The following is a 26,725-nucleotide window of genomic DNA, read 5'->3' as shown; positions in this document are numbered from 1 at the left end:
CCCGCCGGCCGCGCCACCGCCGCCCTGCTGGCGCCGGTGCACGGCGCGGTGGCGGCCCTCGCGGCCGGTGTCGCCGCCATGCAGTACCTCACCGCGCTGGGCCTCCAGCGGGACACCGCGGCCAGCGCCACCGCGGCCGGCCTCGCCATGCTCTGCTTCCCGCTCGCGATGGCCCTGGCCGGCCGGGCCGGCGGGCGGGTCGCCGACCGCCTGGGCACCCGGTGGACCGCCTGTACGGGTGCCGCCGTCACCACCGCCGGACTGCTGCTCCTGCTCGGCTCCGACGGGACGCCGCCGGACAGCGCCTGGCGGCTCGCCCTCGCCGGCTGCGGCATGGGCCTGTACGGCGGCCCGGTGCAGGCCCTGGCGCTCGCCGCCGCCCCGCCGGGGCAGATCGGCGCCGCCGGCTCCGCCGTCCAGCTCGCCCGCAGCCTCGGCTTCGCCCTCGGCCCGGCGCTGGCCACCGCCACCGCCACCGCCGGCGATGGGAGCCCGCGCACCGGCCTGGCCGCGGCCGCGGCCTGTGTCGGCACGGCGGCGGTGCTGCTCGCCGCCAGCGGCCGTCCGACGTCCTGACCGTCCGTCACTTCCGGAGGAGTTCCGCCATGCCCGCGCCCGAACCCGTCTGCCCGTTCGCCGACGGCGCCCCCACCGAGCCGGTGCCGCTGTCCGGCCGGGAGTACAAGCGCGACCCGTACCCGCTCTACCGCCGGCTGCGCGAGGCCGGTCCGGTGCACCGGGTGCGCTTCCCGAGCGGTGTGGCCGCCTGGCTGGTCACCGGCTACACGGCCGCCCGGGACGCCCTGACCGATCCGCGGCTGGGCAAGAACCACGCGCTCGGCAACAAGGCCTGGCGCCGGCGTGCCTCGATCATGCCCGAGCCGCAGCACTCACAGCTCCAGGTCCACCTGCTGCACCAGGACGCCCCCCGGCACACCGAGCTGCGCGCCCTGCTCGGCGACGCCTTCGCACCCCGCCGGGTCGCCGAACTCCGCCCGCGGTTCCAGCAGTTCGCCGACATGCTGGTGGACGCACTGCCCGCCACCGGCGGCGCCGACCTGGTCGCGGGGTTCGCCGCCCGGTTCCCGTTCCTGGTGCTCGCCGAAGTGATCGGCCTGCCGGAGGAGTTGGCGGCCCGCTTCGACCGGGACTGGGGCAAGGTCGTCCAGCCGGTCGGCCCCGAGGACCCGGGCCGTCCGGCCTACGAGGCCCGGCTGCGGGCGCTCCAGGGGTACATCGCCGACGTGGTCGCCGCCAAGCGCGCCGGGCGCGCCGGGTGCACGGACGGGGGCCTGCTGGGCCGGCTGGTCACCGCCCACGACGACGGCGCGCTGACCCGCGAGGAACTGGACTCGATGTTCTTCCAACTCCTCGTCGCCGGCCAGGAACCGGTCACCAACCAGATCTCCATCATGCTGATGACGCTGCTCCGCCACCCCGGGCAACTGGACCGGCTGCGGGCCGAACCCGGGCTGCTGCCCCGAGCGGTCGAGGAACTGCTGCGCCACGACGGCGCGTTCGAGCTCACCACCTGGCGCTTCTTCGCCGAGGACAGCGACCTGCACGGCACCCGCATCCCGGCCGGCGACTCGGTGATCGTCTCGCTGGCGGCAGCGGGACGCGACGGATCGCAGTTCCCGGACGCCGACGCTCTCGACCTCGGCCGCACACCCAACGCCCACCTGGCCTTCGGCCACGGCACGCACTTCTGCCCCGGCGCCGCGCTCGCCCGCGCCGAACTGCAGATCGCCCTCGGCACCCTGCTCTCCCGGCTGCCGGGGCTCCGCCCCGCCGGGGACCTCGACGCCGTCGAGTGGATCCCCGCCGTCCTCGCCCGCGGCGTCGACCGCCTCCCGGTGGCCTACGACCGCCGGCTCTGAGCGCGGCCCCACGACCACCACCTGACCACCGCCAGCACCCACCACACCTCCGGAGTCCCGCATGCCGCCCGCCGGCACCCTCACCGCGCCGCCCCGCACCCCGACCCCGACCACGGTCGAACGCACCAGCAGCGCCGTCCTGGAGCTGCTGCTCCCCCACCGGCGCTCCTCCGGCGGCGCCCGCGACCTGCCCGCCACCGCCTTCCCGGCCCAACTCCGGCGGATCGCCGACTTCGTGGCCGCCGGGGAGCCGGTCGTCCTCACCCTGCCGGGCTTCCCCTGCAAGTCGCCCAGCCCGGCGAAGGTGCTCGGACACCTGCCGGACGAGGGCGAGCGGCTCTCCCTCGCCTTCCTGGACGGGCTCTGCGCACAGGTCGCCCGTGTCCACCCGCCGGGCGCCCGCCTGGTGATCTGCTCGGACGGCCACGTCTTCGGCGACCTCGTCGGGGTGCCGGACACGCACATCGACGAGTACGCCGACGAACTCGCCGCCACCGTACGGCGCGGGGGCCTGCGGCGGCTCTCCCTCTTCGACCTGCGCGACGTCCTCGGCGACCTGCCGTACGACGCCAAACGCGCCCTGGTCGACGCCCGCTACGCCCCGACGCTGGAGGAGCTGCGGGCCGAGGTCCGCAGCGACCCGGACGCGCTCGCGCTGTACCGCGGCATCACCCGCTTCCTGCTCGACGACACGGTCGGCTTCACCGGCACCCGGTCCGCACTCCAGCGGGAGTGCCGGCGCCGCGCGTACGAGGTCGTCCGGCGCAGCCGCGCCTGGGGCGCCCTGATCGAGGAGCACCACCCGCGGGCCGTCCGGCTCTCCATCCACCCGCAGCGGGCCGGCGCCGAGAAGTTCGGCCTGCGGCTGCTCGACAGCGCCGACCCGTGGACCACGCCGTGGCACTCCTGCCTGGTGCACCACCCCGACGGCAGAACGGAGTTGATGCACCGCGTCGAGGCCGAACGGCTCGGCCGCACGGTGCTGCGCGACGGCCGGCCGAGCCACGTCGAGGCCCGCGGCTGAGGGCCGGCCGCTCAGATACGGGGCCGGCCGGTCAGGTCCCGGGTGGTGCGGGGGTCGAGGTCGGCGGCGAGGCGGGCCAGGTGGTGGCGCCGGTCGTCGTCGAGGCCGAGGGCGGGGTCGTCCGCGACGCGCAGCAGGGCCGCCGCGGCGGCGCCGCGTCCGGCGGGCCCGAGTGCGGTGGTGAGCGCCTGACGGCGGGCGTCCTCGTCCTGGCTGCCCTGGTGGGCGAGGACCAGTTCGAAGACGTAGAAGGCCCGTTCGGTGACGCCCCGGTGGGCGTGCCGGGCCCGGGGGTCCGCGGAGTCGTCGATGCCGAGGGCGAGCCGGGCGCCGTCCACGGCCTTCTGCCGGGCGGCCCGGGCGGCCCCAGCGCGTTCGCCCGAGGCGACGGTCTCGGTCAGTTCGTCGGCCAGCAGGGGGAGTTCCTCGGCCCGGCGGTCGGCCGCGGTGGACGGCATCGCGGCCGTCAGGGCGCAGGCCGCGAGCAGGGCGGTCCGCTCCCCCGGGTGCAGGTCGGGCGGGGCGGCCGTACCCGCCGCGCCGAGGACCACGGCTGCGGTGAGGCTGCGGTACTCCTGTTCGTCCAGCCGGCCGGCGCCGCCGACGACGTCCTGGCTGCTGGCCCGTGCGATCACCCGGGCGGTCCCTTCCAGGGCCCGGCCGTGGGCGGCGGCGGCCTGCCGACCGGCGAGGCGGCGAACCCAGGCGGCGGCCCGTGCACCGGCCGCGGCGGCACGGTGCATCGCGGCGAGTTCCTCGCCGGCGGTCGCCCGCGCACCCTGCTCGAAGCCCCGTCCCACCACCCGGGCGACCTGGTCGAAGGTGGCCGGCAGCGGCAGCCAGGGCAGTGGAGAGATCGTCATACCGGGTCCAACCGTCGGGCGCCCGGGCGGGTCACGGTCCGGGCCGCAGCCGACGTCCCACCGGGCCCGCTCCCGTTCCGGTGTGCGTCCGCCGAACACCGCAGCGGGCCGCAAGGAGGGCCGCGCCGAGGGAAAACGCCTGGCGGCGCGATCGTCCGGCCCGGAGAATCCACCCGCATGGGAGCCGACATCCACGGCTTCGTGGAGTGCCGGGCCACCCACGGAGTGCTCGACGAGGACGACGACATCCGCTGGTGGCCGGCGGTGGGCCTCGATCTGCTGTACGGCGGCCGGTGCTACGACGCCTTCGGCTGCCTGTTCGGCGTGCGCAACCACGCCGGGTTCCGCCCGCTCGCCGACGGGCGGGGCCTGCCCGAGGACGTGACGGCCGAGGTCCGGCGGGAGTACGAGGCCCGGGGCCGGGACGCCCACGGCGCGTCCTGGATCTCCTGGGCGGAGCTTGCGGCAGTGGACTGGGACGAGCCGGCCGAGGCCGTGGACGCGCGGGTCGAGGAGTACTCCCTGGTGCCGACCCGCGGCTGGGTGCTGACCGGCAAGTCCTTCCGCGACGCCGGGGGCCGGCCGGAGGGCGCCGCCTGGATCCAGGACGGGAAGCTGCTGCGCACCGTCCGCATGGTGCGCCGCGACGCCGTGCCCGCGGACGGCCCGTGGGCCCCGGTGTGGCAGGTCATGGGTGCCCTCGCCGGGGTCCACGGCGCGGCGAACGTCAGGCTGGTGGTCTGGTTCGACAACTGACGCACTGACCTCGGGCCGTTCAGCGGCCGGTCCGGCCCCGGTGGTCGAAGGCGATCAACGGGTCGCCGGTGAGCGGGTGTTCGACCACCGCGGCGCGGACGCCGAAGACTTCGGCGAGCAGCTCGGTGGTGAGCACCTCGCGCGGCGGGCCGGAGGCGACCACGGCGCCGTGGTGCAGCACGTGCAGGCGGTCGCAGAGCGAGGCCGCGGCGTTGAGGTCGTGCAGCGAGATCAAGGTGGTGCGGCGGCGGGCCCTGAGCAGGGCCAGCAAGTCGATCTGGTGCTGCACGTCGAGGTGGTTGGTGGGCTCGTCCAGCACGAGGACCTCCGGTTGCTGGGCGAAGGCCCGTGCCAGCAGTGCCCGTTGGCGTTCGCCGCCGGAGAGCGAGGCGAAGCCGCGGTGTTCCTGGCCCTGCAGGCCGACCTCGGCGATCGCCGCGGCCACCAGCTCGCGGTCGGCCGCGGACTCGCCGGCGAAGGCCCGCTGGTAGGGGGTGCGGCCCAGCGCGACCATCTCGCGGACGGTGAAGTCGGCCTCCGCGCCGCGCTCCTGCGGCAGCGCGGCGACCTGCCGGGCGGCCTCGGAGGCGCCGAGCGAGCGCAGGTCACGGCCGGCCAGCAGCACCCGGCCCGCGTGCGGCCGCAGGTGGCGGTAGACCGTGCGCAGCAGGGTGGACTTGCCGCTGCCGTTGGGGCCGACCAGGCCGACGGTCTCCCCCTCGGCGGCGACCAGCCGGGCACCGGTGAGCACCTCCCGGCCGGCCAGCCGGACGGTCAGGTCCTCGATGTCGATCCTCATCGGTGCTCCGGTCGTCGGTCGAGCAGGTACAGCAGGACGGGCGCGCCGAGCAGCGCGGTGACCACGCCGATCGGGACCTCCTGGGTGGCGAGGGCCGTCCGGGCGAGGGTGTCGACCGCGGTGAGCAGCACGGCGCCGGTGAGCGCGGCGAGCGGCAGCAGCCGCCGGTGGTCGCCGCCGACGAGCAGCCGGCAGACGTGCGGCACGAGCAGGCCGACGAACCCGATCGCCCCCGACACGGCGACCATCACGCCGGTCAGCAGGCTGGTGACGGTGAACAGTTCGCGGCGCAGCCGGGCGACGTCGACCCCGAGGCCGGTGGCGGTCTCGTCGCCGACCGCCAGCGCGTTCAGCGCCCGGGCGCGGGCCTGCAGGTGGACGGCGCCGAGCAGCACCGCCGCTGCGGGCAGCGCGAGTTGGCTCCAGGTGGTGCCGCCGAGGCTGCCCATCAGCCAGAACAGCACGCCGCGGGTGCGCTGCTCGTCGCCGGCCTGCAGGACGAGGAAGCTGGTGAACCCGGCGAGGAACTGGCCGATGCCGATCCCGGCGAGCACCAGCCGCAGTGGGGCGAATCCTCCGCCGCGCCGGGCGATCGTCCAGACCAGGGCGAAGGCGGTGAGCGCGCCGGCGAAGGCCGCGCCGGAGAGGCCGAGTCCGAGGCCGCCCCCGGCCGCGGTGCCGAGCACGGTGACGGCGACGGCGCCGAGCGTGGCACCGGAGGAGATGCCGAGCAGGTAGGGGTCGGCGAGCGGGTTCCGGACGAGGGCCTGGACGGCGGTGCCCACGAGGCCGAGTCCGGCGCCGACGACGGCCGCCAGCAGGGCGCGCGGCGCGCGCAGTTGCCAGACGATCAGGTCGCGGGTGCCGGGCTCCGGCGGGCGGCCGGTGAGGTGGCGGGTGACGACGCTCCACACCTCGCCCGGCGGGACGTCCACCGCGCCGAGCGAGACGGCGAGGGTCAGCGCGAGCGCCAGGGCGAGGACGAGGACGCCGGCCGTCGTACCGGTGCGCAGGGTGGCGGACCGGTGCACGGCCGGGGCCGCGTCCGGTGCTCCGGTGGCGGCCATCTACCGGCCGTCCACGGTGAGGCCGGGGTGCACGGCGCGGGCGACGGCGAGGACGGTGTCGGCGTTGCGGACGCCCGCGATGGTGGTCACCTCGGAGCCGATCCGGACGAAGTGGCCCTCGCGGACGGCCTTCAGCTCCCTGGTCGCGGGGAAGTCGCGGAGGAAGGCCTCGGCCTGTTCGTAGGCCTTGCGGGTCTCCGCCTCGCTGCCGCGGTTGCGCACGCCGAGCTGGATCCAGTCGGGGTCGGCGGCGACGACGTCCTCCCAGGAGACGGGTTTGAAGGTGCCCTTGCAGTCGGCGAAGACGTTGCGGGCGCCGGCGAGGGTGATCACCGCGTTGGCGACCTGGCGGCCGCAGGCGGCCATCGGCTGCTTGGTGCCGGCATCGGCGTCGAAGAAGAAGTAGGAGGGGCGGCGGTCGGCGGGGACGGCGGCGACCGCGGTGCGGACGGCGCCGACGGTGCGCTCCATCCGGGCCACCAGTTCCTCGGCGCGGGCCGTGGTGCCGGTGATCGCACCGAGCCGCCGGATGTCGGCCGTCACCTCGGAGAGGTCCTGCTGCGGGCCGGGGAGCCGGTCGGCGCAGGCGGTGGAGTGCAGTTGGACGTGCTTGATGCCGGCCGCGGCGAACTCCTGCCCGGTGGGGGCGGCGCCCATCGCTCCGCCCATGGCGCCCATCGAGGCGAAGGTGTCGACGTACAGGTCGGCGCCGGAGCCGAGCAGCTTCTCCTTGGCGATGACGGCGCGTCCGAGGACGGGGACGGCTGCGGCGCGCTCCGCGAGATCGGCGGGCATCGTGCCGGTGCCCGGCGGGAATCCGGTGCCGATCACCCGGTCTCCGGCGCCGAGCTGGAGCAGCATTTCGAGGGCGGCTGCGTTGCTGGTGACGATCTTCCGGGGCGCCGTGTCGAAGACGGTCTCCGCGCCGGCGCAGTCGGCGACCCGGACGGGGAATCCGCCGGCGGCGGCCGGTGGGGCGGAGCCCGCGTCCGTGGCCGGGGTGCCGCCGCTGCTCGCGCAGGCCGAGGTGAGCAGGGCGAGGGCGGCGGCCAGGCCGCACAGGGCGCGAGCGCGCATGGGTGTCTCCGGGTGGTCCGTGGTGCTGGGGCGGCGGCTGCCGGCCCGGTGCAGGTAGTCGGACGGATCCGGCCCGCGGTTCCGGCCGGGGAGGGGATTTCGGCGCGGGCCCGACCGGTGGGGAGCGTCCCGCCGTTCGTCCACGCTCCGTCAGGGATTCCTGACGGAGCGTCGTCGCCCCTCTGTACGCGGGACCGGTGGTCGTGATGACATGTACGCGACAGACCGCCGGGGCGGAGTCCCGCCCGGCGGCCGTGCACGATCGGAAGGAAACGCCTTGATCGTTCGCATGCTCGTCGCCGTCGGCGCCACCGCCGCCTCGCTGGTCGCCGCGCCCGCGGCCTCGGCCGCGGCGCCCACCGGTCCGTGGACCACCCCTCCGCCGCCGGACAAGATCGTGATCAATGTGGCCACCGTCAACGGCTCCGGGTGTCCGGCCGGTACGGCCGCGGTCGCGGTCTCCCCCGACAACACTGCCTTCACCGTGACCTACAGCCAGTACCTGGCACAGGTGGGCGTCGGCTCCAAGCCGACCGACTTCCGCAAGAACTGCCAGCTGAACCTGAACGTGCACGTCCCACAGGGCTTCACCTACGCCATCGCCTCCGCCGACTACCGCGGCTTCGCCCACCTGGAGCGCGGCGCCGTCGGCACGCAGAAGGCCAACTACTACTTCCAGGGTTCGCCGCAGACCACCTCCAGCAACCACCAGTTCAAGGGCCCGCTGGACGACAGCTGGCAGGCCACCGACTCGGTGGACGTGGCCGCCCTGGTCTTCGCGCCCTGCGGCGAGCAGCGCAACTTCAACATCAACACCGAGCTGCGGCTCAACGCCGGGACCTCCGACACCAACAAGACCACCAGCTTCATGACGATGGACTCCACCGACGGCGACATCAACACCGTCTACCACCTGGCCTGGAAGACCTGCCCCTGACCCTGCCGCACCGTCCCGACTCCCGCTCGGTCCCGCCCCCCCCGGCCACCATCGGGGCCGAGCGGGCCCACGCACCAGCAGCACGTCACAGCAGGGGGCGCCGAGGAGAGCCGGCGCCCCCTGCACCAGGTGCCCGGGCGGGGCCGCCGCGCACGCGGGCCGGCCGGCCCGGCCCCCTGTCGCCCGCCTCCGCGGTCGGTGCACCCGGCGCCCTCGGACCGCCCTCACAGCCTTTGCGTGGACGGGCATTCCTGTCCCAGCCGCAGTCCGGCGACAGCACCCGGACAGCGTCGCGCGGGCCACCGGCCACACCGCGGTGCACCGCATCCGGAGTGCCGCATAGGGAGTGCCGCGCCCGGGGCCGGCGGCCGTCCCGGGTCAGGCGGTGACGGTACGGCGGGCCTCGGCGGCGGTGACCAGGGCGCCGTGGAGCTCGGCGCGGACGCCGAGGGTGCCGGCGGTGATCTCGACGGCGTCGGCGACCGCGGGCTGGGCGTAGCGGTCGATGGACTCGCGGACGCCGGTCACCAGGGGCGTGCCGGCCTGGCCGAGCTCCCCGCCGATGATGATCGCGGCGGGGTTGAGGCAGTTGACCAGGTCGGCCAGCACACGGCCGAGGGTCCGGCCGGCGTCGGTGATCACCCGGGCCGCGGCCGGGCGGCCGCCGAGTTCGGCGAGCGGCGGGATCTCCGCGGGCACGTTGCCGCGGTCGGCGCTGGCCAGGACGTGGGTGAGCCGGCGCCGGACCTCCGCGACGGAGACGACCGTCTCCAGGCAGCCGCGGTTGCCACAGCGGCACCAGTTGGTGGCGCCGGGCAGCTGGATGTGGCCGATCTCGCCGGCGAGGCCGGTGGCGCCGCGGTAGAACTGGCCGCCGAGCACGAGGCCGCTGCCGACGCCGTGCGAGGCCTTGACGTAGATGAGGTCGTTGAGGCCGCGGCCGGCGCCGAGGGCGCGCTCGCCGCGGGCGCCCATCTCGGCGTCGTTCGCCACCGCGACGGGCAGGCGGAGCCGGCGGGCGAGTTCGGCGGCCGGGTCGAGGCCGATCCACTTGGCGAGGATGGTGGGCGCCCGGACGGCCCGGGTACGCAGGTCCATGGCGGCAGGGATGCCGGCCGCGGCCGCACCGACGGCGTCCGGCCGGCAGCCGGCCTGCCGCATCGCCTCGACGGCGAGGTCGGCGGCGGTGTCCAGGGCGCGCTGCGGATGGTCGTCGATGTCGAGCAGGGCGGTGGCCTCGCCGAGCACGGTGCCCTCGCCGGTGCCGACCGCGGCGGTGATGTGGGCGTGCCCCAGGTCGAGGCCGAGGACGAGTCCGGTGTCGCGGCTGAGCGTGACCACGGCGGCCGGGCGGCCACGGCCGGTGACGGGGCCGGTGGGGGCGGGCTGCTCGGTGACGGCGCCCTCGGCGCGCAGGTCCGCGACCGCACTGCTGACCGCGGACCGTGAGAGGCCGGTGAGCCGCCCCAGGTCGGCGCGGCTGAGCGCGCCGTACTCGGCGAGCACGGCGAGCAGGGCGGTGCGGGTGCGCAGCCGCCGGGCGGACAGGGCGGCCGACTCGTGGAGGTCGCTCATACATGCACCGTACTGGCTCCCGAACGAATTCATCCGTCGGACGGAATATTTACTCCATATCTCGTCCTCTTGACGGACATATTTCGCCCTCATACGGTGATACGGATCGCACAGGTCCGAACGCCACGGAGCTCCAACGCCCGTCACGTCCGCACGGGAGAGGAAGCACGTCCGATGACCAAGAGGTCCCGACCGGCAGCGCCCCATCTGTTCCGCTGGCGGGTGGAAATACCGCACCAGTCCGGCGACGCCGGGCCGGACGGCACGCCCGACACCGGTGTCCACCTCTTCATCGTCGACGCCTCCGAGGCCGACCACGCGTTGGAGCAGGCACTCGCCCGCGCGGAGTCCGAGGACGCCCGCCGGCACCGCCGCCACACCCCGCTCGCAGTGGACCTGCACCGGGTCTCCGTGGTCAAGCTCTGCCACGTGGCCTGAACCGCCCGGTCCCGGCCCCGTCCGGCTCCACCAGAGCGTACGCCAGCAGCAGGCCGAGCACCGGCACCGCGCACAGCGCCGCCAGGACGCCCTGCGGCCCGTGCGCCCTGGCGAGCAGCCCGAGCAGCGGCCCGCAGAGCCCGCCGGCGCTCACGCCGAGCCCCAGGGTGACCCCGGCCGCGGTGCCGGGTCGCGCCGGCAGGTAGTCCTGGCCCAGCTTCACCATCACCGCGAACGGCACGTTGAGCGCCGCCCCGGTCAGCACCGCGAACAGCAGCGGCACCAGGCCGCCCGGCGCCAGGCACAGACCCGCCAGCGCGGGCAGGGTCAGCGCGGTGCCCAGCCGCACGGCGGCCACCGCACCGATCCGGTCCGCCAGCCTGCCGCCGAGCAGCGTTCCGGCGACGCCACCCCCGAGGAAGCCCGCCAGCGCCGTCCCGGCGAGCGCGTGCGAGGCGTGCAGGTCGCGCAGCCAGTGCAGCTCCAGGAAGGTGCTGACCCCGAAGAACACCACCGAACGCGCCACCTCGACGCCGGTCAGCACCAGGAAGGGCGGCCACCGGTCGGGCCCGGCCGGAACGGTCGCCGCCGCGGGGGCCGCGGCCCGCTGCCGCTGCCGGTGGCGCAGCAGCACCCAGCCGGCGATCAGCGCCGGCGGCACGAACAGCACCGTGGAGCGCACGCCCCAGACCGCCAGCACCGGCGTGGCCAGCACCGGCGCGAGGAAGAAGCCGACGCTGCCGCCCGCCGCGAACACGCTCATCGCCGTGGTGCTGCCGCCCGCCGCCTCCCGCGCGGACCGCCCGGCCGCCGGGTGGAACATCGCCACCCCGAGGCCGGAGAGCAGCACCAGCAGCCAGACCGCGGCGTACGAGGAGACCAGCCCCGCCGCCCCGAGACCGACCCCGGCCAGGGCCACGCCGAGGGCGGCCGTCCCGCCCAGCCGCCAGCGGTCCACGGCCAGCCCGACGAACGGCTGCGGCACCGCGCTGCCGACGGTGGCCGCCATCGCGAGCCCGCCGACGGCCACGTAGTCGTAGCCGCGGTCGAGCGCGAAGTACGGCACCACCGCGGGGACGAGCCCCTGGTAGAAGTCGTCGACGGCGTGCGCGGCGCCCCACAGGCCCATCCGCCGCCAGATCCCGCCCGGCGCCGGGGACGCCTCGGGCGGCCCGGGTGCCTCGGCTGGTTCGGATCGTGCGTGCGCCGTGCCGGTGTCCGTCCGGCGTGCGGTGCCGTCCAGGGTCATCCCGTCTCCTCAAGGGGTTCGTCGACTCAAGGGCTCGTTGCCCCAAGGGCTCGTCGGCCCGGGGGCTCGTCGACGGTGACCAGCCTGGCCCGGGGCGCCGGGTACGGGCTTCCGATACTCTGCCGATCCATGTCGCCAACCCGCCAAGAGCTCACCGGTCCGACCCGGCAGCCGCTGGCCCACCGCGAGCGGATCGGCTGGCACTTCCACACCGTCAACCAGCTGATCTGCCCGGGGCGCGGCGTGCTGGAGGTGTCCACCCCGCAGGGCAGCTGGGCGGTGCCCGCGCACCGCGGGGTCTGGCTGCCGGCCGGCGTGCCGCACGCCCACCGGGCCCACGGGCCCAGCGAGTTGCGCAGCCTGAGCTTCCCCGCCGAGGTGAATCCGCTGGGGCTGGCGCGGCCGGCGGTGCTGGCGGTGAGCCGACTGCTGTGGGAGGTGGTCGAGGTGCTGAGCGGTCCCGAGCCGCCGCAGGGCGAGCAGTTCCGTGCGCTGGAACGGGTGGCGCTCGACCAGCTGTGCCGGGCACCCGCCCTCGGCCTGGAGCTGCCGACGCCCTCGGACCCGCGGCTGCGGGACCTCGCCGACATCCTGGCCGCGGACCCGGCCGACGACCGGACACTCGCGCAACTCGGCGCCGCCGTGGGCGCCTCCGAACGCACGCTGAGCCGACTGTTCCGGCGGGAGACCGGGATGAGCTTCCCGCAGTGGCGGGCGCAGCTGCGGCTGCACCACGCACTGACCCTGCTGGCGGCGGGGCGTTCGGTGACTTCGGTGGCGGTGGCCTCCGGCTGGTCCTCGCCGAGCGCGTTCGTCGAGGCGTTCCGGCTGGCCTTCGGCACCACGCCCGGCCGCTACCAGCGGGAGGGCGGCCCCCTGCGGTGAGGCCGCCCGCCGCCCGGTCTTCAGGCCTGGTCGTCCTCCCTCTCACTGCGGGCGCCGGCCCGCGCGGCGGCGAGGAAGACGGCGAGGGCGAGGACGGGGCAGGCGAGGCCGAGGCCCAGCAGGACGTAACGCGAGGTGATCTCCTCCTTCGGGTCAGGATCACCTTCGGCAGGACGATCCGTCACCCTGACGGCCGAACCGTCGGTTTCACCCGTCCGATACCCGGACGCGGCACAGCCTTGCCGCGGCCGGGAGCACCGCAGGTGTCACACGTCGGCGTCGGCGTCGGCAGCCGCCCCCTCGCCGACGGCGGTGCGGATGCGGGCGAGCAGGGTGCGCAGGTGCTCGCGCTCGGCCGGGTCGAGGGTACCGGTGGCGGTGGCCAGGGCCGCGCGGTCGAGCTCTTCGGCCTCACGGTGCCGGCGGGCGCCCTCCTCGGTGAGGGTGAGCAGGAAGGCGCGGCGGTCCTCCGGGTGCCGGACCCGTTCGACGAGGCCGTCCCGCTCCAGGCTGTCGACGATCGTGGTGGTGGTCCGCGGGGCGTTGCCGACCAGCTCGGCGAGGTCGCGCATGCGCAGCGGCTCACCGGCCCGGGCCAGCACCCGCAGGGTGCGCAGCCGCGAGACGGAGGCGCCGTGCTCGCGCAGCCTGCCGTCCACGAAGGCGCGGAGCCGCTGCGTGGTGGCGAAGAGTTCGTCCACCAGGACGTCACTGCTGCCGAAGTCGCGCTGATCCGCCTGCCGCTGTGCCATGCCGTGTCCGTCCCCGTCCCCAGTCTTTCTGAGCATCATCATAGTGAGTATGCTCAGCTTCTATGAGCACCCGCCTGAGCCAGCGCCGTGTCGTGCCCATCATGACGGTCCTGACCACCTTCATCTGCATCGTCGACGGTGCGATCACCACCGTCGCGCTGCCCGGCATCGCCCGGCAGTTCGCGCTGACCCCGGCCGCGCTGACCGGGGTCGTCGTGGTCTACCCGGTCTGCCTGGCGATGGCGGTCCCGGCCTCGGCCTGGCTGGTGGAGCGGTTCGGCGGCCGGCGGATGCTGCTGCTCTCGCTCGCCGCCTTCACCGCCGCCTCCGCCCTGTGCGGCGCCGCGCCGGGTCTGGGGGCCCTGGTCGGCGCCCGGGCACTGCAGGGCCTGGCCGCCGGTCTGCTGATGCCGACCTCGCAGGCACTGCTCTTCCGCACCTTCACCCAGGCCGAACAGGTCCGGCTCGCCCGGCTGCTGATCATCCCCCAGCAGATCGCCCCGGCCGTCGCCCCGCTGCTCGGCGGCGCGCTCGTCACCGGGCTGTCCTGGCGCTGGGTGTTCTGGGTCAACGTCCCGGTCGGCGTGGCCGCGGTGCTCTTCGGCCTCGTCTTCCTCGCCGAGCACCGTGACCACGCCGCCGGGCGGCTCGACCTGCCGGGCCTGCTGCTGAGCGCCGCGGGCACCGCCACGCTGATGTACGGCGTCTGCACCGGGCCGGAGCTGGGCTGGGTGCGGCCGCAGGTGCTCGGCGTCCTGGCGGCCGGCGCCGCGCTGCTCTCGGCGGCGGTCACGGTGGAACTCCGTACGGCGGAGCCGATCCTGCGGCTGCGGCTGTTCCGCGACCGGCTGTTCCGCGACACCAACCTGATCTGCCTGGTCGGCTACGTGCCCGTCATGGGCGCGATGTTCCTCGGCCCGATCTACATCCAGGAGGCCCGCGGCGGCAGTGCGCTGGACAGCGGCAGCACCACCTTCACCGAGGCGTTCGGGGTGCTGCTCACCATGCAGCTGGTCGGCGCGGTGTACGCCCGGGTCGGCCCGCGGGTGATCATCGGCGCCGGGATGCTGGGCGTGGCGGGGGTGCTGCTGCTGTTCGCCGCCGCGGACGAGCACACCGGGCTGTGGGCCTTCCGCGGCTACATGTTTCTGCTCGGCCTGGCGATGGGCGGGATGTTCGTGCCCACCACCCTCGCGTCGTTCAGCACGGTCGCGAAGGCGGACGTCGCCCACGCCGCCACCCTCAACACCGTCGTCCGGCAGACCGGCAACGCGCTCGCCCCCGCCGTCGTGACCACCGTCCTGGTGCTCGGCGCGGGCGGCCCCGAACAGGCCCACCCGCCGCTGGCGGCCTACCGGACGGCCTACCTCGTCCTTGCCGCGATCGCGGTGGCCACCGGCCTGTTCGCCTTCACCGTTCCCGACGCCCAGGCCCGCCGTGCCGCGGTCGCCCCACCGGCGGAAGGCACCTCGGCGCCCACCCGCGAGCGGGCGGCACGCCTCTGAGCCGCCGGCACCGTGGTTGCGTCCGCCGGTACCGCGATCGGATCCTCCGGCCCCGTGGCCGCATCCGCCGGCCGGCGGCGCGTCCGCCCGGGCGAACGACGCCTACCCCTACCCGGCGTGCCACCGCTTCGCGAGGTGCTCGTCGGGTCCACTGGACGGCATACGGCAAAGGCAAGGAGAACGCTCTCCTTGCCACTCCCAACGTATAGCGCGCCGGGGGGCTTGCCGCAAGACCCGGGTCGCGGCGCAGAATCGTCGGCCCACGGCCGGTGCGACGGAGCACGGCCGCCCCGGAGGTGTCGCAGTGGTCGAGCAGTACGTGGTGGATCTTCACGAGGTCGACGGGACGCAGGTCGCGCTCGTCGGCGGGAAGGGCGCGCAGTTGGGCGGGCTGTCGCGGATCGAGGGCGTCCGGGTGCCGGCCGGCTTCTGCGTGACCACGGACGCCTACCGGCGGATCGTGGCGCGGGCGCCGTCGCTCGACGACCTGCTCGACCGGCTGTCACTCGTGGACCCGGACGACCGGGAGGCGGTCCGTACGCTCAGCGCGCGGATCCGCCGGACCGTCGAACGGACCGCCGTCCCGGACGATGTCGCGGCGGCGATCACCGGCGCGCTCGGCCGGTTCGGCGACCAGGCCGCCTACGCCGTCCGGTCCAGCGCGACGGCGGAGGACCTGCCGACGGCCTCCTTCGCCGGCCAGCAGGACACCTACCTGAACGTCGTGGGGCCGGCGGCCGTCCTCCGGCACGTCAGCCGGTGCTGGGCCTCGCTGTTCACCGAGCGGGCCGTGACCTACCGCCGGCGCAACGGCATCGACCACCGTACGGTCCGGATGGCCGTGGTCGTGCAGCGGATGGTCCTCCCCCGGGCGGCCGGCGTCCTGTTCACCGCCGACCCCGTCACGGGCAATCGGACGGTCGCCACCGTGGACGCCGGCCTCGGCCTCGGCGAGGCCCTGGTCTCCGGCCTGGTGAACCCGGACGTCTTCGCGGTGCGGAACGGCGAGGTCGTCACCAGGACGATCGTCGCCAAACGGCGCGCCCTCCGGGCCCTGCCGGGCGGCGGCGTGCAGGAGGTCGCGGTCGATCCGCAGCTCCAGGAGCAGCCGGCGCTGACGGATGCACAGGTCCTGCGGCTCGTAGGGCTCGGACGCCGGATCGAAGCGCACCTCGGCCGCCCGCAGGACATCGAATGGTGCCTGGCCGACGACGACTTCCGGATCGTCCAGAGCCGGCCGATCACCACCCTGTTCCCCGTCCCCGAGGCCGGCGACCGGGAGAACCACGTCTACGTCTCCGTCGGCCACGGGCAGATGATGACCGACCCCATGAAGCCCCTGGGGCTCTCCATGTGGCAGCTGACGGCCATGGTGCCGATGCACGAGGCCGGCGGGAGGCTGTACGTCGACGTCACCCGGCGCCTGGCCTCGCCCGCGAGCCGCGCCGGCCTCCTGGACGTCCTCGGCCGGGGCGATCCGCTGATCAGGGACGCCCTGGAGACCGTCCTCGCCCGCGACGGCTTCGTCCCGTCGCTCCCGGACGCGGGCCCCGGCGTACCGCCGGCCGGCGGTACGCCCGCCCCGATCGCGACCGACCCGGCCGTCGTCGCCGAGCTGATCGAGCGCAGCCGGGCCTCCGTCGCCGCCCTGGAGAGCGACATCCGGACGAAGACCGGACCTGCGCTGTTCGACTTCCTGCTGGAGGCCTTCGAGGAGCACCGGCGGATCCTCGCCGATCCGCTGAGCATGCAGGCGATCATGGCGGGGATGGAGGCCACCTGGTGGCTCAACGACAAGCTGCAGGAGTGGCTGGGCGAGAGGAACGCGGCCGACACGCTCACGCTCTCCGCCCCCGGCAACATCACCTCGGAGATGGGCCTGGCGCTGCTCGACGTCGCGGACGCGATCCGCCCGCACCCGGAGGTGGTGGCCTTCCTGCAGGACGTCCGGGACGAGGACTTCCTGGACGGGCTGGCGAAGCTCGCGGGCGGCGCGGGAGCGCGCGACGCCGTCGAGGCGTACCTCGACCGGTACGGCATGCGCTGCGTCGGCGAGATCGACATCACCCGGCCGCGCTGGCGCGAGCGACCCACCACGCTCGTGCCCGTGATCCTCGACAACGTCAGGAACTTCGAGCCGGGCGCCGCCGAGCGGCGCTTCGAGCAGGGGCGGCACAAGGCGCAGCAGAAGGAACAGGACGTGCTGTCGCGCCTGCGGGCCCTGCCGGACGGGGACCGGAAGGCCGACGAGACCGCGCGGATGATCGACCGGGTCCGCACCTTCATCGGCTACCGGGAGTACCCGAAGTACGGCATCGTCAGCCGCTACTTCCTCTACAAGCAGGCCCTGCTGGCGGAGGCCGGGCGCCTGGTGCAGGCCGGCGTGCTCGCCGAGCCGGAGGACGTCTACTACCTCACGTTCCAGGAGTTCCGCGAGGTCGTGCGCTCGCACCGGGTGGACGAGCGGCTCGTACGGCAGCGCAAGGACGCGTTCCGGTCGTACCACGCGCTCACCCCGCCCCGGGTGCTCACCTCGGACGGCGAGGCCCTGACCGGGGCGTACCGGCGCGACGACGTGCCGGCCGGCGCCCTGGTCGGCCTACCGGTCTCCGCCGGGACGATCGAGGGAAGGGCCCGCGTCGTCCTCGACATGGCGGACGCCGATCTCGAGGCGGGCGACATCCTGGTCACGACCTTCACGGACCCCAGCTGGTCGCCGCTGTTCGTCGCGGTCGCGGGCCTGGTGACGGAGGTCGGCGGACTGATGACCCACGGCGCGGTGATCGCCCGCGAGTACGGCCTGCCGGCCGTCGTGGGCGTGGAGCGGGCCACCCGGCTGATCCGGGACGGGCAGCGGATCCGGGTGCACGGAACCGACGGCTACGTCGAGATCCTGCCGTGACCGCCGCGGACCGGGGAAGGCCCGTCCCGGGGGAGACGGGGCCCACCGTGCCGACCCGCAGGGTGCTCAGTCGAGACAGAACTCGTTGCCCTCGACGTCCTGCATCACCATGCACGACTCGTTGTCCTCGTCGGCCGTCAGCAGTCGCACCCGTACCGCGCCGAGTGCGACCAGCCGTGCGCACTCGGCCTCGAGCACGGCCAGCCGCTCCTCACCCACGAGGCCGGTGCCGACCCGCACGTCGAGGTGCACCCGGTTCTTGACGACCTTGCCCTCGGGAACGCGCTGGAAATACAGTCGCGGGCCGACACCCGCCGGATCTGCGCATGCGGACCAGGCACCCCGGTCCGCGGGCGGCAGCGAGCGGTCGAACTCGTCCCAGCTGTCGAACCCCTTCGGGGGCTGCGGGACGACGTACCCCAGCACCTCGCACCAGAAGCGGGCGACCCGCTCGGGTTCTGCGCAGTCGAACGTGACCTGGACCTGCCTCACCGATGCCATTCGGCCACCATAACAGCGGTGTCTGCTCAATCACCGGTGGGTGTGCGCAGGTTGACGGGCAGAGCCTGTCGTGAGTGACGGTGTCTCAGTAGCCGCCGAGGAAACGGTCCAGGACGCGCACCCCGAAGGAGAGCCCCGCCACGGGGACGCGTTCGTCGACGCCGTGGAACATCGTCGGGTAGTCGAGCTCCGGGTCGAGCAGCAGGGGCGCGAAGCCGTAGCAGGTGATGCCCAGCCGGTTGAAGGTCTTGGCGTCGGTGCCGCCGGACATCAGGTAGGGCACCGGATGTCCGGCCGGGTCCTCGGCGCGCAGGGCTGCGGCCATCGCGGCGAACGCCGGGCCGGAGTGGTCGGCCGCGACGGCCTCCTCCAGGTTGATGAACTCCCGTGTCACGCCCGGCCCGAGGAGTCGCTCGACGGTCTCCAGGTACTCCTCGCGGGTCCCGGGCAGGAAGCGCCCGTCGACCTGGGCGGACGCGCTGCCGGGCACCACGTTCACCTTCTGCCCGGCCTGCAGCACCGTCGGCACCGCCGAGTTGCGCACGGTGTGGGCGAACAGCGCACCGGCCCGGCCGAGTCGGGCCGCCTCGGCCTCCAGGCGGTCCCGGTCGATCCGGGTGCCGAGGACGCCCTCGAGTTCGGTGATCAGCGCCTCCACCGGCGGGGTGAGCCGGACGGGCCAGGAGTGCGCGGCGAGCCGGGACAGCGCGTGCACCAGGGTGGCGACGGCGTTGTCCGCACCGGCGCGGGAGCCGTGCCCGGCGGTGCCGGTCGCGGTCAGCCGCATCCAGGCGGTGCAGCGTTCGCCGACCGCCACCGGGTAGAGCCGCCGCGTGCCGCCCGCTTCCCCCGCCGGCACCGAGTAACCCCCGGATTCGCCGATCGCCTCCGTGCAGCCCTCGAACCACTCCCGGTGCCGCTCGGCCGCGAAGCGGGCGCCGTACTCGCCGGTCGACTCCTCGTCGGCGAGGAAGGCGAGCACCAGGTCGCGGCGCGGTCGCCGCCCGGTGCGGGCCCAGTCACGGACGAGCGCCAGCGTCATCGCCAGGGTGCCCTTCATGTCCACCGCGCCGCGGCCCCACAGGCAGCCGTCGGCGAGTTCGCCGGAGAGCGGGTGGTGCGTCCAGTCGTCGGGGTCGAAGGGCACGGTGTCCAGATGGCCGTGGACGAGCAGCGGCGCCAGCGTGCGGTCGGTGCCGGCGACCCGGGCGAGCACGTTCGCCCGGCGCGGCGCGGACTCGGTGAGCAGCGGGTCGAGTCCGGCCTCGGCGAGCCGGGCGGAGACGTACTCGGCGGTGGCCCGCTCGCCCGGCCCGCTGCCGTCGCCGGGGTTCACGGTGTCGAGGCGCAGCAGCTCGTGGCAGAGCACGGCGACGTCGGTGTCGAGGGCCTGCGGGGTGACGGTCACGGGTGGCTCCCTGTCGGGCACGGTCGGGTTCTGGGCCGTACCGGCCCAGGAGGCGCTTGGGTGGTCACTTCAGGGGCGCGTGGGGCCCCTGAAGTGACCCCGCCCATGACCGATCACGCCCTATCCGTACTGCTGCTCGGCGGCCGCGCGGGCGACCACCGTGCAGACCTTGAAGGTGCGGGCGGCGCGGGTGGCGCCGGGCGCGGTGTAGCCGACGGTGCACGGGCCGACGAGTTCGACGGTGGGCACCGCTGCGACCGCCTCGGCCTGCTGGGTGGCGTGGAAGTCGATCTCGAACCGGTGCGGGCCGGTGACGGGCTCGGGGCGGCCGAGCATCCGGTGGTCGCGCATGGCGAGCTCCGCCCGGTCGCGGATCAGCGCGGCGCTGCGCTCCGGCGGCAGGCAGACCGCGGCGTACCTGCTGACGCACTCCTTGACGGCGGCGGTACGGGCCTCGGGTGCCCAGGCCGCCGCGGCGGTGCAGGTGAGGTCGTCGCCGGTGACGAGGATGACGGGGACGCCGTGCTCGGCGGCGATCAGTGCGTTCATTCGGCCCTCGTCGGCGTCCGTGCCGTCGATCCGGAAGCCGGTGAGGCCGGCGCCCAGGTAGGTGTGGGCGAGGACGCCGCGCTCGCCGGCACCGGTGTGGTAGCCGAGGAGGACCGCGGCGTCGGCGTCCTGGACGCCCTGCATCATGCCGAGCGGCTTGTGCCGGCCGATCAGCAGCCGGGCCCGGGGGTCGAGTTCCTCCAGCAGGATGTTGCGCTGGGTCTCGTGCGCCTCGTTGACCAGCACCTCCTCGGCACCGCCCGCGAACAGGCCGGCGATGCAGGCGTTGACGTCACCGGTGAGCAGTCGGCGCATCCGCTGCCAGGCGGGCGCGCCCGGTTCGACGTCCTCCGGCCAGGTGGTGCCGGTGGCGCCCTCCATGTCGGCGGAGATCAGGACGCGCACGCGGCCTCCTCGGCGGTCGGCCGGCCCGGGGAGGGCCGCGGGGCGAGCGGGGGTTCGAGCAGGGTGAGCACGCCGTCGCCGAGTTCTGCGGCGGTGCCGAGCGGGACGGTGAGCTGGAGCGGGCCGTGCCCGGCGGGCAGGCCGGCCGCGACCGGGATGCCGAGGCCGCCGAGCCGGTCGGCGAGCACCGCGCGGACCTCCTCCTCCGGTCCGCAGTCGGTGAAGTCGCCGAGCACGATGCCGGCGGCCCGGCCGAGCACGCCCGCGCGCACCAGCTGGGTGAGGATGCGGTCGAGCCGGTACGGCTCCTCGCCGGTCTCCTCCAGCAGCAGCAGGCAGCCGTCCGGCGGCAGGGCGGTCGGGGTGCCGACGGAGGCGGCGAGCAGGCTGGCGTTGCCGCCGGCCAGCCGGCCGCGGGCGGTGCCGGGGGCCAGCACTTCGCCGGTGAGCGGCAGTTCGGTGACCCGCTCGGGGTGGAAGAGCACGGTGCGCAGGTGGTCGGCGCTGGCCGGGCTGTCGACCAGGGCGCCGGTGGCGGGCATCGGGGCGTGCAGGGTGCTGGTCCCGAGCCGGACGGCGAAGGCCTCGTGCAGGGCGGTGATGTCGCTGGAGCCGATCAGCAGGGCGGGTTCGGCGGCGGCGGCGATCGCCTTCCAGTCGACCAGGTCGACCATCCGCTGGGTGCCGTAGCCGCCGCGGGCGCAGAGGACGGCGCGCACGCCGGGGTCGGCGCAGGCCTCGGTGAGGTCGGCGGCGCGGTCCTCGTCACGGCCGGCCAGGTGGCCGAGGTGGCTGTCGCGGACGTGCGGCAACACCGTCACCTCCAGTCCCCAGGAGGCGAGCAGGGCCGCGCCGCGGTCGAGGAGTTCGGGGTCGGGCGGGCCGGCGGGGGCAGCGACGGCGACCCGGTCGCCGGGGCGCAGGGCCTGCGGCACCGCTCGGGGGCGGTCGGGGGTCGGCATACGGGCCTCATCTCAGCTTCGGGTCGTACGCGTCCCGGACGGCGTCGCCGAGCAGGATGAAGCTCAGCACGGTCGCCGACAGGAACAGCGCGGGGAAGGCGAGCAGGTGCGGGAAGTCCAGGACGTACGCCTGGGCCGCGTTGAGCTGCAGACCCCAGGAGACCGCAGGGTACTGCAGGCCGACGCCGAGGAAGTCCAACGTGGCCTCGCCGGAGATGACGTTTCCGACGTTCAGCATGGCGACCACCACCACCGGGGTGACGGCGTTCGGCAGCAGGTGGCGGGTCATCAGGCGCAGCGGTCCGGCTCCGGTGGAGCGGGCGGCCTGCACGTAGTCGGCCTGTTTGAGGCCGATGACCTGGGCGCGCATCACCCGGGTCATGGTGGTCCAGCCGAGGGCGACGAGGACGAGGGTCATCGCGCCGAGCCCGTGGTCGGGGAAGGCGACCAGGACGACGGTGGCGCCGAGCACGAAGGGCAGGCCGAAGAAGACGTCGGTGAGGCCGGAGAGCAGGGTGTCCACCCAGCCGCCGAAGAAGCCGGCCAGCATGCCGAGCAGGAGGGAGAGCAGCAGGGCGCCGGCGGTGACGGCGAGGCCGATGACCAGCGAGGGGCGGCTGCCGCGGACGACCTGGCCGAGGTAGTCGCAGCCCTGCAGGTCGAAGCCGAAGGGGTGGTGCAGGTTGGGGCCGACCCGGGAGTCGGCGAGTTCGCAGCGGCCGCTGTCGTCGGTGAGCAGGGCGACGAACGGCTCCGGGAGGGCGGCCATCAGCGCCATCACCAGCAGCACACCGGTGCAGGCGAGGACGAGCGGGCGCCTGCGCAGGTCCCGCCAGGCGCCGGCGGAGGGGGACTCGCCGCGACGGGGGCGCCGCTTCGGCGGCAGCGAGAGGTCCCGGACGGGTGCGGGCGGCGCCGGGGCGGGGGCGGGCGGCGGTGCGGGGGCCTGCGGGCTACTGGTCATGGCGGATCCTCGGGTCGAGCAGGCCGTACAGGACGTCGACGACCAGGTTGGCCAGGCAGTAGACCAGCACCAGGGCGGTGGTGATGCCGACCACGGTCGGGCCCTCGCGCAACTGGATCGCCTGGAAGACCTGTTGGCCGACGCCGGGCAGGTTGAACACGTACTCGGTGACGACGGCACCGGCCATCAGCGAGCCCAGCTCGATGCCGAGGAAGGTCACCACCGGGATCAGCGAGTTGCGCAGGGTGTGCCGGACGACCACCCTCCACCGGGGCAGGCCCTTGGCGCCGGCGGTGCGCACGTAGTCGGCGCGCAGGTTCTCCAGCAGGGAGGCGCGGGTGAGCCGGGCGACGTAGGCGACGCCGAAGGAGGCGAGGACCAGCCCGGGCAGCAGGTAGGCGGTCGGCCAGCCGTCCTCGGCGCCGGCCACCGGGAACCAGCCGAGCTTGACGCCGAACAGCAGTTGGGCGAGGTAGCCGACGATGTACACCGGCACGGCGATCACCAGGGTGGTGCCGGCCAGGACGGCGTTGTCCGCCCAGCGGCCCTTGCGCAGCGCCGCCCAGACGCCGAGCGCGACGCCGAGGACGGTCTCCAGGAACCAGGCGGTGAGGCCGAGCCGCAGGGTGACCTGCCAGCGGCCGGCCAGGGTGTCGGCGACCGGCTCGCCGGTGAAGGTCCGGCCGAGGTCGCCGGTCAGCAGGCCGCCCAGGTACTTGGCGTACTGCACGACGAGCGGGTCGTCGAGGTGGTAGCGGCGGTGCAGTTCGGCGAGGACGGCGGCCGGCACCGGCCGGTCCCCGGCGAGGCCCTGGATCGGGTCGCCGGGCAGCACGAACACCATGGCGTGGATGAGGAAGGTGGTCGCCAGCAGTACGGGAACGGCGTACAGCAGGCGGCGGGCGATGTATCGGCCCATCGGCGGGCGCCCCCGGATCGTGTGGTCGCGACGGTGGTGGGAGAGGCCTCGGTCAGTGCCGCACGGTCACCTTCTCCAGGTGCAGCCCGGCGACGTACGGGTCGACGAGGACGTTGCCGATCCGGCTGCTCCAGGCGGTCTGGTCCTGCCAGTTCCAGAGCGGGATCAGCGGCAGCGCCCGGAGCGCGATGGACTCGGCCTCGTGGTAGTGCTCCTCGGACTCGGCGGCGGTCGGCGCCGCGTTGCCGAGGGCGAGCGCCCGGTCGAAGGCCGGATCGGACCAGCCGGAACGGTTGTTGGGGCCGAGCAGCCCGGCGAGGTAGTTCTGCACGCTGGGGTAGTCGACCACCCAGTTCTGCCGGTACGGCCCGGTCGCCTTGTGCCCGTTGAGGATCGGGCCGAGGTCGGCGCCGGACATCTTGCGGAAGGCGATGGCGCGGATGCCGAGGTTCTGCTTGAGCTCGTTGGCCACCGCGGTCATCCACTGCTCGTACGTCGGGTCGGAGTTGGCGAAGTACAGCTCCAGGGTGCCGGTGAAGCCTCCGGCCCGGTCGAACAGTTCCTTGGCGCGCTCCGGCCGGTACTCGCAGGTCTCGCCGCAGGCACCGGCCCGGTGGCCGGGGATCATCCCGGCGACCAGCGAGTCGGCGGGCGCGAACACCTCGTTGAAGATGGCCCGGGTGATGCCCCGGCGGTCGATCGCCATCGAAATGGCCTGCCGCAGCTCGGGTTTGGCGTAGCGGGTGTCCCAGAGCGGCAGGCCGAGGTAGTCCATGGTGCCGCTGGGCCGCACCGAGTACCGCTTGCCGAAGGTGCGCTTCGCCTCGTACGCCCGGGAGGGCGGCACGCTGGCCATGAAGTCGACGTGACCGGCCCGCAGTTCGGTGAAGGCGGTGTCCTTGCTGGTGAAGATCCGGAAGTGCACGCCGTCGGCGGTGGCCGGGCGCGGGCCGGTGTATCCCCCGGCGCGGCGCAGGTCGATCCGCTGCTGGTGCCGCCAGTCGCCGTCCATCGCGAACGGGCCGTTGCCGACCGGGTGCAGGTCGTACCCGGCCGGGTCGGCGAACGCGGCCTTCGGCAGCGGCGCGAACGCGGGGAAGGCGAGCAGCATCGGGAACTGGCTGAACGGCGCGCCGAGGGTGACCTTCAGGGTGCTGTCGTCGACCACCTCCAGGCCGGACAGCCGGTCGGTCGGGGGCTTGGCTCCGTCCGCGGGGTTGAGCGCGGCGTAGCCGTCGATCTGGCTGAAGTAGCCGTTGGCCTCCCAGCCGTTGGGGCCGTACGCCGCCGCGTTCCAGGCGTCGGCGTAGCTGGCCGCGGTGACCGGCTCTCCGTTGTGGAAGCGGGCGCCGGGCCGGAAGTGCAGCGTCCACACCCGTTGGTCGTCGGTGCTGATCGACTCGGCGGCGAGCGGCACCGCGTGGCCGTCGGCCGGGTCCAGCGCGAGCGGGGTGTCGAACAGCCCCTCCAGTACCTGCAGGGAGTAACTGCTGGTCGTACGGCCGGGGGTGAGGTGGTCCGGCTCGGTGAGGGCGACGGTGAACGTCCCGCCGGGCACGTCCGGGACGGGCCCGGGGTCCTCGTCCGAGCGGCGGACGCAGCCCGCGGCGGCCGAGCCGGCGACGGCGAGCAGGGCGAGGGCGAGCAGGGCGGCCGGCAGCCGGCCGGCGCGGGCCGTCAGCACCTGGCCTCCACCAGGCAGGCGGTCTCCCAGTCCCGTGCCGACACCTCGGCCGGCGGGGCGGTGCGGACGGTCGCCGCGGAACCCCCGGCCAGTCGGACGGCGAAGGCGTCGATCACCGGACGGGGGCTGCTGCCCGCGAAGCCGTTGACCAGCACGGCGAAGGCCAGGGTGCGCCCGTCGGCCCGCTCGGCGTAGCCCGCCAGGGCGTCCACCCCGGTCATCGAGCCGGTCTTGGCGTGCACCCGGCCCTCGGCGGCGGTGCCGCGCATCCGGTTGGTGAGGGTGCCGCCGACGGCCCGCCGGGCGTCCCCGGCCACCGGCAGCGCCTGGTACCAGGTGGCGAACCAGGGCCGGGTCCGGGCGTAGGTCAGCAGCGCGGTGAGCCGTGAGGCGGTCAGCAGGTTGTGCCGGGACAGCCCGGAGCCGTCCACCTGCCGGGCCTCGGTCGGCTCCAGGCCCGCGCGGTGCAGGAAGTCGTTCACCCGGTCGGTACCGGAGTCCCAACTGCCGCTGCCGGCCCGCACCCGGCCGATCTCCTTGACCAGGTGCTCGGCGATGCCGTTGTTGCTGAGCTTCAGGAAGGGCGCCATCAGAGCCGAGAGCGGCGCCGAGTCGTGGGCGGCCAGGACGGCCGCGCCGGCCGGCGCCCGGCCCTCGCGGGGCGGGCCCTGCACCGTGACCCCGTGCCGGGCCAGGGCCGCGGCGAACACCCCGGCGGCCACCAGCGCCGGGGAGTCCACGGCGATCCACTCCTCGCTCGGGCCGCCGTCCGCCGGGACGCTGCCGGAGAGCAGCAGTTCGTTGCCGCCGAGCCGCCGGTCGACCACGGCGGTGCGGGCGCTGCCCGCCGCGCCGGTCGCGACCAGGCCGGTGAACCGGACGGGCGCCTCGGCGGGGACGACCCGCACCGCGGCAGGCTGCCCGGACGCCCCGCCGGGCGTCAGCACCACCCGCACGGTGCCCGGGTCGTAGTCGGTGTCGGTGGTGAGGGTGAGCGCGGAGATCTGCGGGCTGTAGTACGCCGCCTGGTCGTCCCAGGACCAGCTGGGGCCGAGCGGCACGTCGTCCCAGCGGCTCGCGTCGGCCAGCAGGGCGCCGCCGACCTCGGTCACCCCGGCGGCGGCCACCGCCGTGGCCAGCGCGTCGAGGTCGGCGGGCAGCAGCGTCGGGTCGCCGCCGCCGCGCAGCACCAGGTCACCGTCGATCCGTCCGCCCGTGCGTGGACCGGCGGCGAGCACCTCGGTGGTGAACCGGTGGTCGGGGCCGAGCAGTTCGAGGGCGGCCGCCGCGGTCACCGTCTTCTGGGTGGAGGCGGGCAGCAGCAGCGCGCCGGGCGCCCGCGCGTACAGCACCTCGCCGGTGGCCGCGTCGGTGACCAGCGCGGACACCTGGGCGCCCGTCAGCGCCCGGTCGGCGAACAGCGCGTCGAGGTCGGAGCCGAGGCTCCGGGCGGCGGCGGTGGTCCGCGTGCCGCTGCCGGGAGCCGCCCCGGCGGGCAGCAGCGCGGCGAGCACGACGGCGAGCGGCACCGCCAGCAGCCGGACGGGCAGGGTGAGCACGGTGTTGCCTCCCGAGGAGTGGAGCCGGGCACCACCTTCTCCCCGATCGGACGTCAGAAGTCGCC

The 26,725-nt window shown here is 75.0% G+C and carries 25 protein-coding genes; 9 read left to right on the top strand and 16 right to left on the bottom strand.

The window, feature by feature from the left end; translation table 11 throughout:
* The 3 genes from KSNIM_RS32025 to KSNIM_RS32015 form a co-directional block, all read left to right on the top strand.
* Positions 1-576 (top strand): MFS transporter (locus KSNIM_RS32025; protein ID WP_263106642.1); only part of this gene is annotated, 576 nt, incomplete at its 5' end.
* Between the two features lie 29 nt (positions 577-605).
* On the top strand, positions 606-1,880 hold the full coding sequence (locus KSNIM_RS32020; RefSeq protein ID WP_263106641.1) for a cytochrome P450 family protein: 1,275 nt from the start codon (positions 606-608) through the stop codon (positions 1,878-1,880).
* A gap of 61 nt (positions 1,881-1,941) precedes the next feature.
* Positions 1,942-2,904: an isocyanide synthase family protein gene (locus KSNIM_RS32015; protein WP_263106640.1), complete on the top strand. Its 963-nt coding sequence runs from the start codon at positions 1,942-1,944 to the stop codon at positions 2,902-2,904.
* An 11-nt stretch (positions 2,905-2,915) separates the two neighbouring features.
* On the opposite strand, the gene KSNIM_RS32010 is transcribed toward KSNIM_RS32015, so the two are convergent.
* Positions 2,916-3,767, bottom strand: a complete 852-nt coding sequence (locus KSNIM_RS32010; protein ID WP_263106639.1) for a hypothetical protein — start codon at positions 3,765-3,767, stop codon at positions 2,916-2,918.
* A gap of 177 nt (positions 3,768-3,944) precedes the next feature.
* Here KSNIM_RS32010 and KSNIM_RS32005 point away from each other — a divergent pair, with 177 nt between their 5' ends.
* Positions 3,945-4,523, top strand: coding sequence for a hypothetical protein (locus KSNIM_RS32005; protein ID WP_263106638.1), 579 nt, complete (start codon positions 3,945-3,947; stop codon positions 4,521-4,523).
* A gap of 19 nt (positions 4,524-4,542) precedes the next feature.
* On the opposite strand, the gene KSNIM_RS32000 is transcribed toward KSNIM_RS32005, so the two are convergent.
* The 3 genes from KSNIM_RS32000 to KSNIM_RS31990 are packed head-to-tail and all read right to left on the bottom strand — an operon-like array spanning position 4,543 to position 7,466.
* Positions 4,543-5,322 (bottom strand): ABC transporter ATP-binding protein, encoded by a 780-nt coding sequence (locus tag KSNIM_RS32000; RefSeq protein ID WP_263106637.1) that lies wholly within the window; start codon positions 5,320-5,322, stop codon positions 4,543-4,545.
* Positions 5,319-6,389: a FecCD family ABC transporter permease gene (locus KSNIM_RS31995; RefSeq protein WP_263106636.1), complete on the bottom strand. Its 1,071-nt coding sequence runs from the start codon at positions 6,387-6,389 to the stop codon at positions 5,319-5,321. Before KSNIM_RS31995 ends, KSNIM_RS32000 begins: the two co-directional genes overlap by 4 nt.
* A complete protein-coding gene (locus KSNIM_RS31990) occupies positions 6,390-7,466 on the bottom strand; it encodes an ABC transporter substrate-binding protein (protein WP_263106635.1) in 1,077 nt (358 codons plus the stop codon).
* A 289-nt stretch (positions 7,467-7,755) separates the two neighbouring features.
* On the opposite strand from KSNIM_RS31990, the gene KSNIM_RS31985 reads away from it, so the two are divergent.
* Complete coding sequence (locus tag KSNIM_RS31985; RefSeq protein ID WP_411543897.1) at positions 7,756-8,403, top strand: DUF4360 domain-containing protein; 648 nt, start codon at positions 7,756-7,758, stop codon at positions 8,401-8,403.
* A gap of 378 nt (positions 8,404-8,781) precedes the next feature.
* On the opposite strand, the gene KSNIM_RS31980 is transcribed toward KSNIM_RS31985, so the two are convergent.
* Positions 8,782-9,978 carry an ROK family transcriptional regulator gene (locus KSNIM_RS31980; RefSeq protein WP_263106634.1) on the bottom strand — a complete coding sequence of 399 codons (1,197 nt, stop codon included), beginning with the start codon at positions 9,976-9,978 and terminating at the stop codon, positions 8,782-8,784.
* 222 nt (positions 9,979-10,200) lie between these two features.
* On the opposite strand from KSNIM_RS31980, the gene KSNIM_RS31975 reads away from it, so the two are divergent.
* Positions 10,201-10,416 carry a hypothetical protein gene (locus tag KSNIM_RS31975; protein WP_263106633.1) on the top strand — a complete coding sequence of 72 codons (216 nt, stop codon included), beginning with the start codon at positions 10,201-10,203 and terminating at the stop codon, positions 10,414-10,416.
* On the opposite strand, the gene KSNIM_RS31970 is transcribed toward KSNIM_RS31975, so the two are convergent.
* The gene (locus KSNIM_RS31970; protein ID WP_263106632.1) at positions 10,394-11,665 is read right to left on the bottom strand and encodes an MFS transporter; all 1,272 of its coding nucleotides are present in this window, start codon (positions 11,663-11,665) and stop codon (positions 10,394-10,396) included. The genes KSNIM_RS31975 and KSNIM_RS31970 overlap by 23 nt on opposite strands.
* A 129-nt stretch (positions 11,666-11,794) precedes the next feature.
* On the opposite strand from KSNIM_RS31970, the gene KSNIM_RS31965 reads away from it, so the two are divergent.
* Complete coding sequence (locus KSNIM_RS31965) at positions 11,795-12,550, top strand: AraC family transcriptional regulator (protein ID WP_263106631.1); 756 nt, start codon at positions 11,795-11,797, stop codon at positions 12,548-12,550.
* A 20-nt stretch (positions 12,551-12,570) separates the two neighbouring features.
* Here the strand turns inward: KSNIM_RS31965 and KSNIM_RS31960 are convergent, their stop codons facing one another.
* Both KSNIM_RS31960 and KSNIM_RS31955 read right to left on the bottom strand, forming a co-directional pair.
* Positions 12,571-12,735, bottom strand: coding sequence for a hypothetical protein (locus KSNIM_RS31960; protein WP_263106630.1), 165 nt, complete (start codon positions 12,733-12,735; stop codon positions 12,571-12,573).
* A gap of 81 nt (positions 12,736-12,816) precedes the next feature.
* Positions 12,817-13,302 carry a MarR family winged helix-turn-helix transcriptional regulator gene (locus KSNIM_RS31955; RefSeq protein WP_263106629.1) on the bottom strand — a complete coding sequence of 162 codons (486 nt, stop codon included), beginning with the start codon at positions 13,300-13,302 and terminating at the stop codon, positions 12,817-12,819.
* Between the two features lie 62 nt (positions 13,303-13,364).
* Here KSNIM_RS31955 and KSNIM_RS31950 point away from each other — a divergent pair, with 62 nt between their 5' ends.
* Together KSNIM_RS31950 and rph are read left to right on the top strand one after the other, a co-directional pair.
* A complete protein-coding gene (locus KSNIM_RS31950) occupies positions 13,365-14,807 on the top strand; it encodes a DHA2 family efflux MFS transporter permease subunit (protein ID WP_263106628.1) in 1,443 nt (480 codons plus the stop codon).
* Between the two features lie 304 nt (positions 14,808-15,111).
* Positions 15,112-17,709 carry a rifamycin-inactivating phosphotransferase gene (gene rph, locus KSNIM_RS31945; RefSeq protein WP_263106627.1) on the top strand — a complete coding sequence of 866 codons (2,598 nt, stop codon included), beginning with the start codon at positions 15,112-15,114 and terminating at the stop codon, positions 17,707-17,709.
* A gap of 66 nt (positions 17,710-17,775) precedes the next feature.
* Here rph and KSNIM_RS31940 read toward each other — a convergent pair whose 3' ends face one another.
* The 8 genes from KSNIM_RS31940 to dacB form a co-directional block, all read right to left on the bottom strand.
* On the bottom strand, positions 17,776-18,210 hold the full coding sequence (locus KSNIM_RS31940) for a VOC family protein (protein ID WP_263106626.1): 435 nt from the start codon (positions 18,208-18,210) through the stop codon (positions 17,776-17,778).
* 85 nt (positions 18,211-18,295) lie between these two features.
* Positions 18,296-19,618, bottom strand: a complete 1,323-nt coding sequence (locus tag KSNIM_RS31935; protein ID WP_263106625.1) for a M20/M25/M40 family metallo-hydrolase — start codon at positions 19,616-19,618, stop codon at positions 18,296-18,298.
* A 120-nt stretch (positions 19,619-19,738) separates the two neighbouring features.
* Complete coding sequence (locus KSNIM_RS31930) at positions 19,739-20,572, bottom strand: M55 family metallopeptidase (protein WP_263106624.1); 834 nt, start codon at positions 20,570-20,572, stop codon at positions 19,739-19,741.
* Positions 20,560-21,534, bottom strand: coding sequence for an LD-carboxypeptidase (locus KSNIM_RS31925; protein WP_263106623.1), 975 nt, complete (start codon positions 21,532-21,534; stop codon positions 20,560-20,562). Before KSNIM_RS31925 ends, KSNIM_RS31930 begins: the two co-directional genes overlap by 13 nt.
* Before the next feature lie 7 nt (positions 21,535-21,541).
* The gene (locus KSNIM_RS31920; RefSeq protein ID WP_263106622.1) at positions 21,542-22,498 is read right to left on the bottom strand and encodes an ABC transporter permease; all 957 of its coding nucleotides are present in this window, start codon (positions 22,496-22,498) and stop codon (positions 21,542-21,544) included.
* Positions 22,488-23,417 (bottom strand): ABC transporter permease, encoded by a 930-nt coding sequence (locus tag KSNIM_RS31915; protein ID WP_263106621.1) that lies wholly within the window; start codon positions 23,415-23,417, stop codon positions 22,488-22,490. Before KSNIM_RS31915 ends, KSNIM_RS31920 begins: the two co-directional genes overlap by 11 nt.
* A 52-nt stretch (positions 23,418-23,469) precedes the next feature.
* The gene (locus KSNIM_RS31910; RefSeq protein ID WP_263106620.1) at positions 23,470-25,101 is read right to left on the bottom strand and encodes an ABC transporter substrate-binding protein; all 1,632 of its coding nucleotides are present in this window, start codon (positions 25,099-25,101) and stop codon (positions 23,470-23,472) included.
* Complete coding sequence (dacB, locus tag KSNIM_RS31905; protein WP_263106619.1) at positions 25,095-26,660, bottom strand: D-alanyl-D-alanine carboxypeptidase/D-alanyl-D-alanine-endopeptidase; 1,566 nt, start codon at positions 26,658-26,660, stop codon at positions 25,095-25,097. Before dacB ends, KSNIM_RS31910 begins: the two co-directional genes overlap by 7 nt.
* Between the last annotated feature and the right edge of the window lie 65 nt (positions 26,661-26,725).

It is taken from the genome of Kitasatospora sp. DSM 101779, from assembly GCF_025655475.1.
GTDB lineage: Bacteria > Actinomycetota > Actinomycetes > Streptomycetales > Streptomycetaceae > Kitasatospora.
Note: the sequence above shows the minus strand (reverse complement) of the source record. Positions and strands in the feature narration are given on the sequence as shown.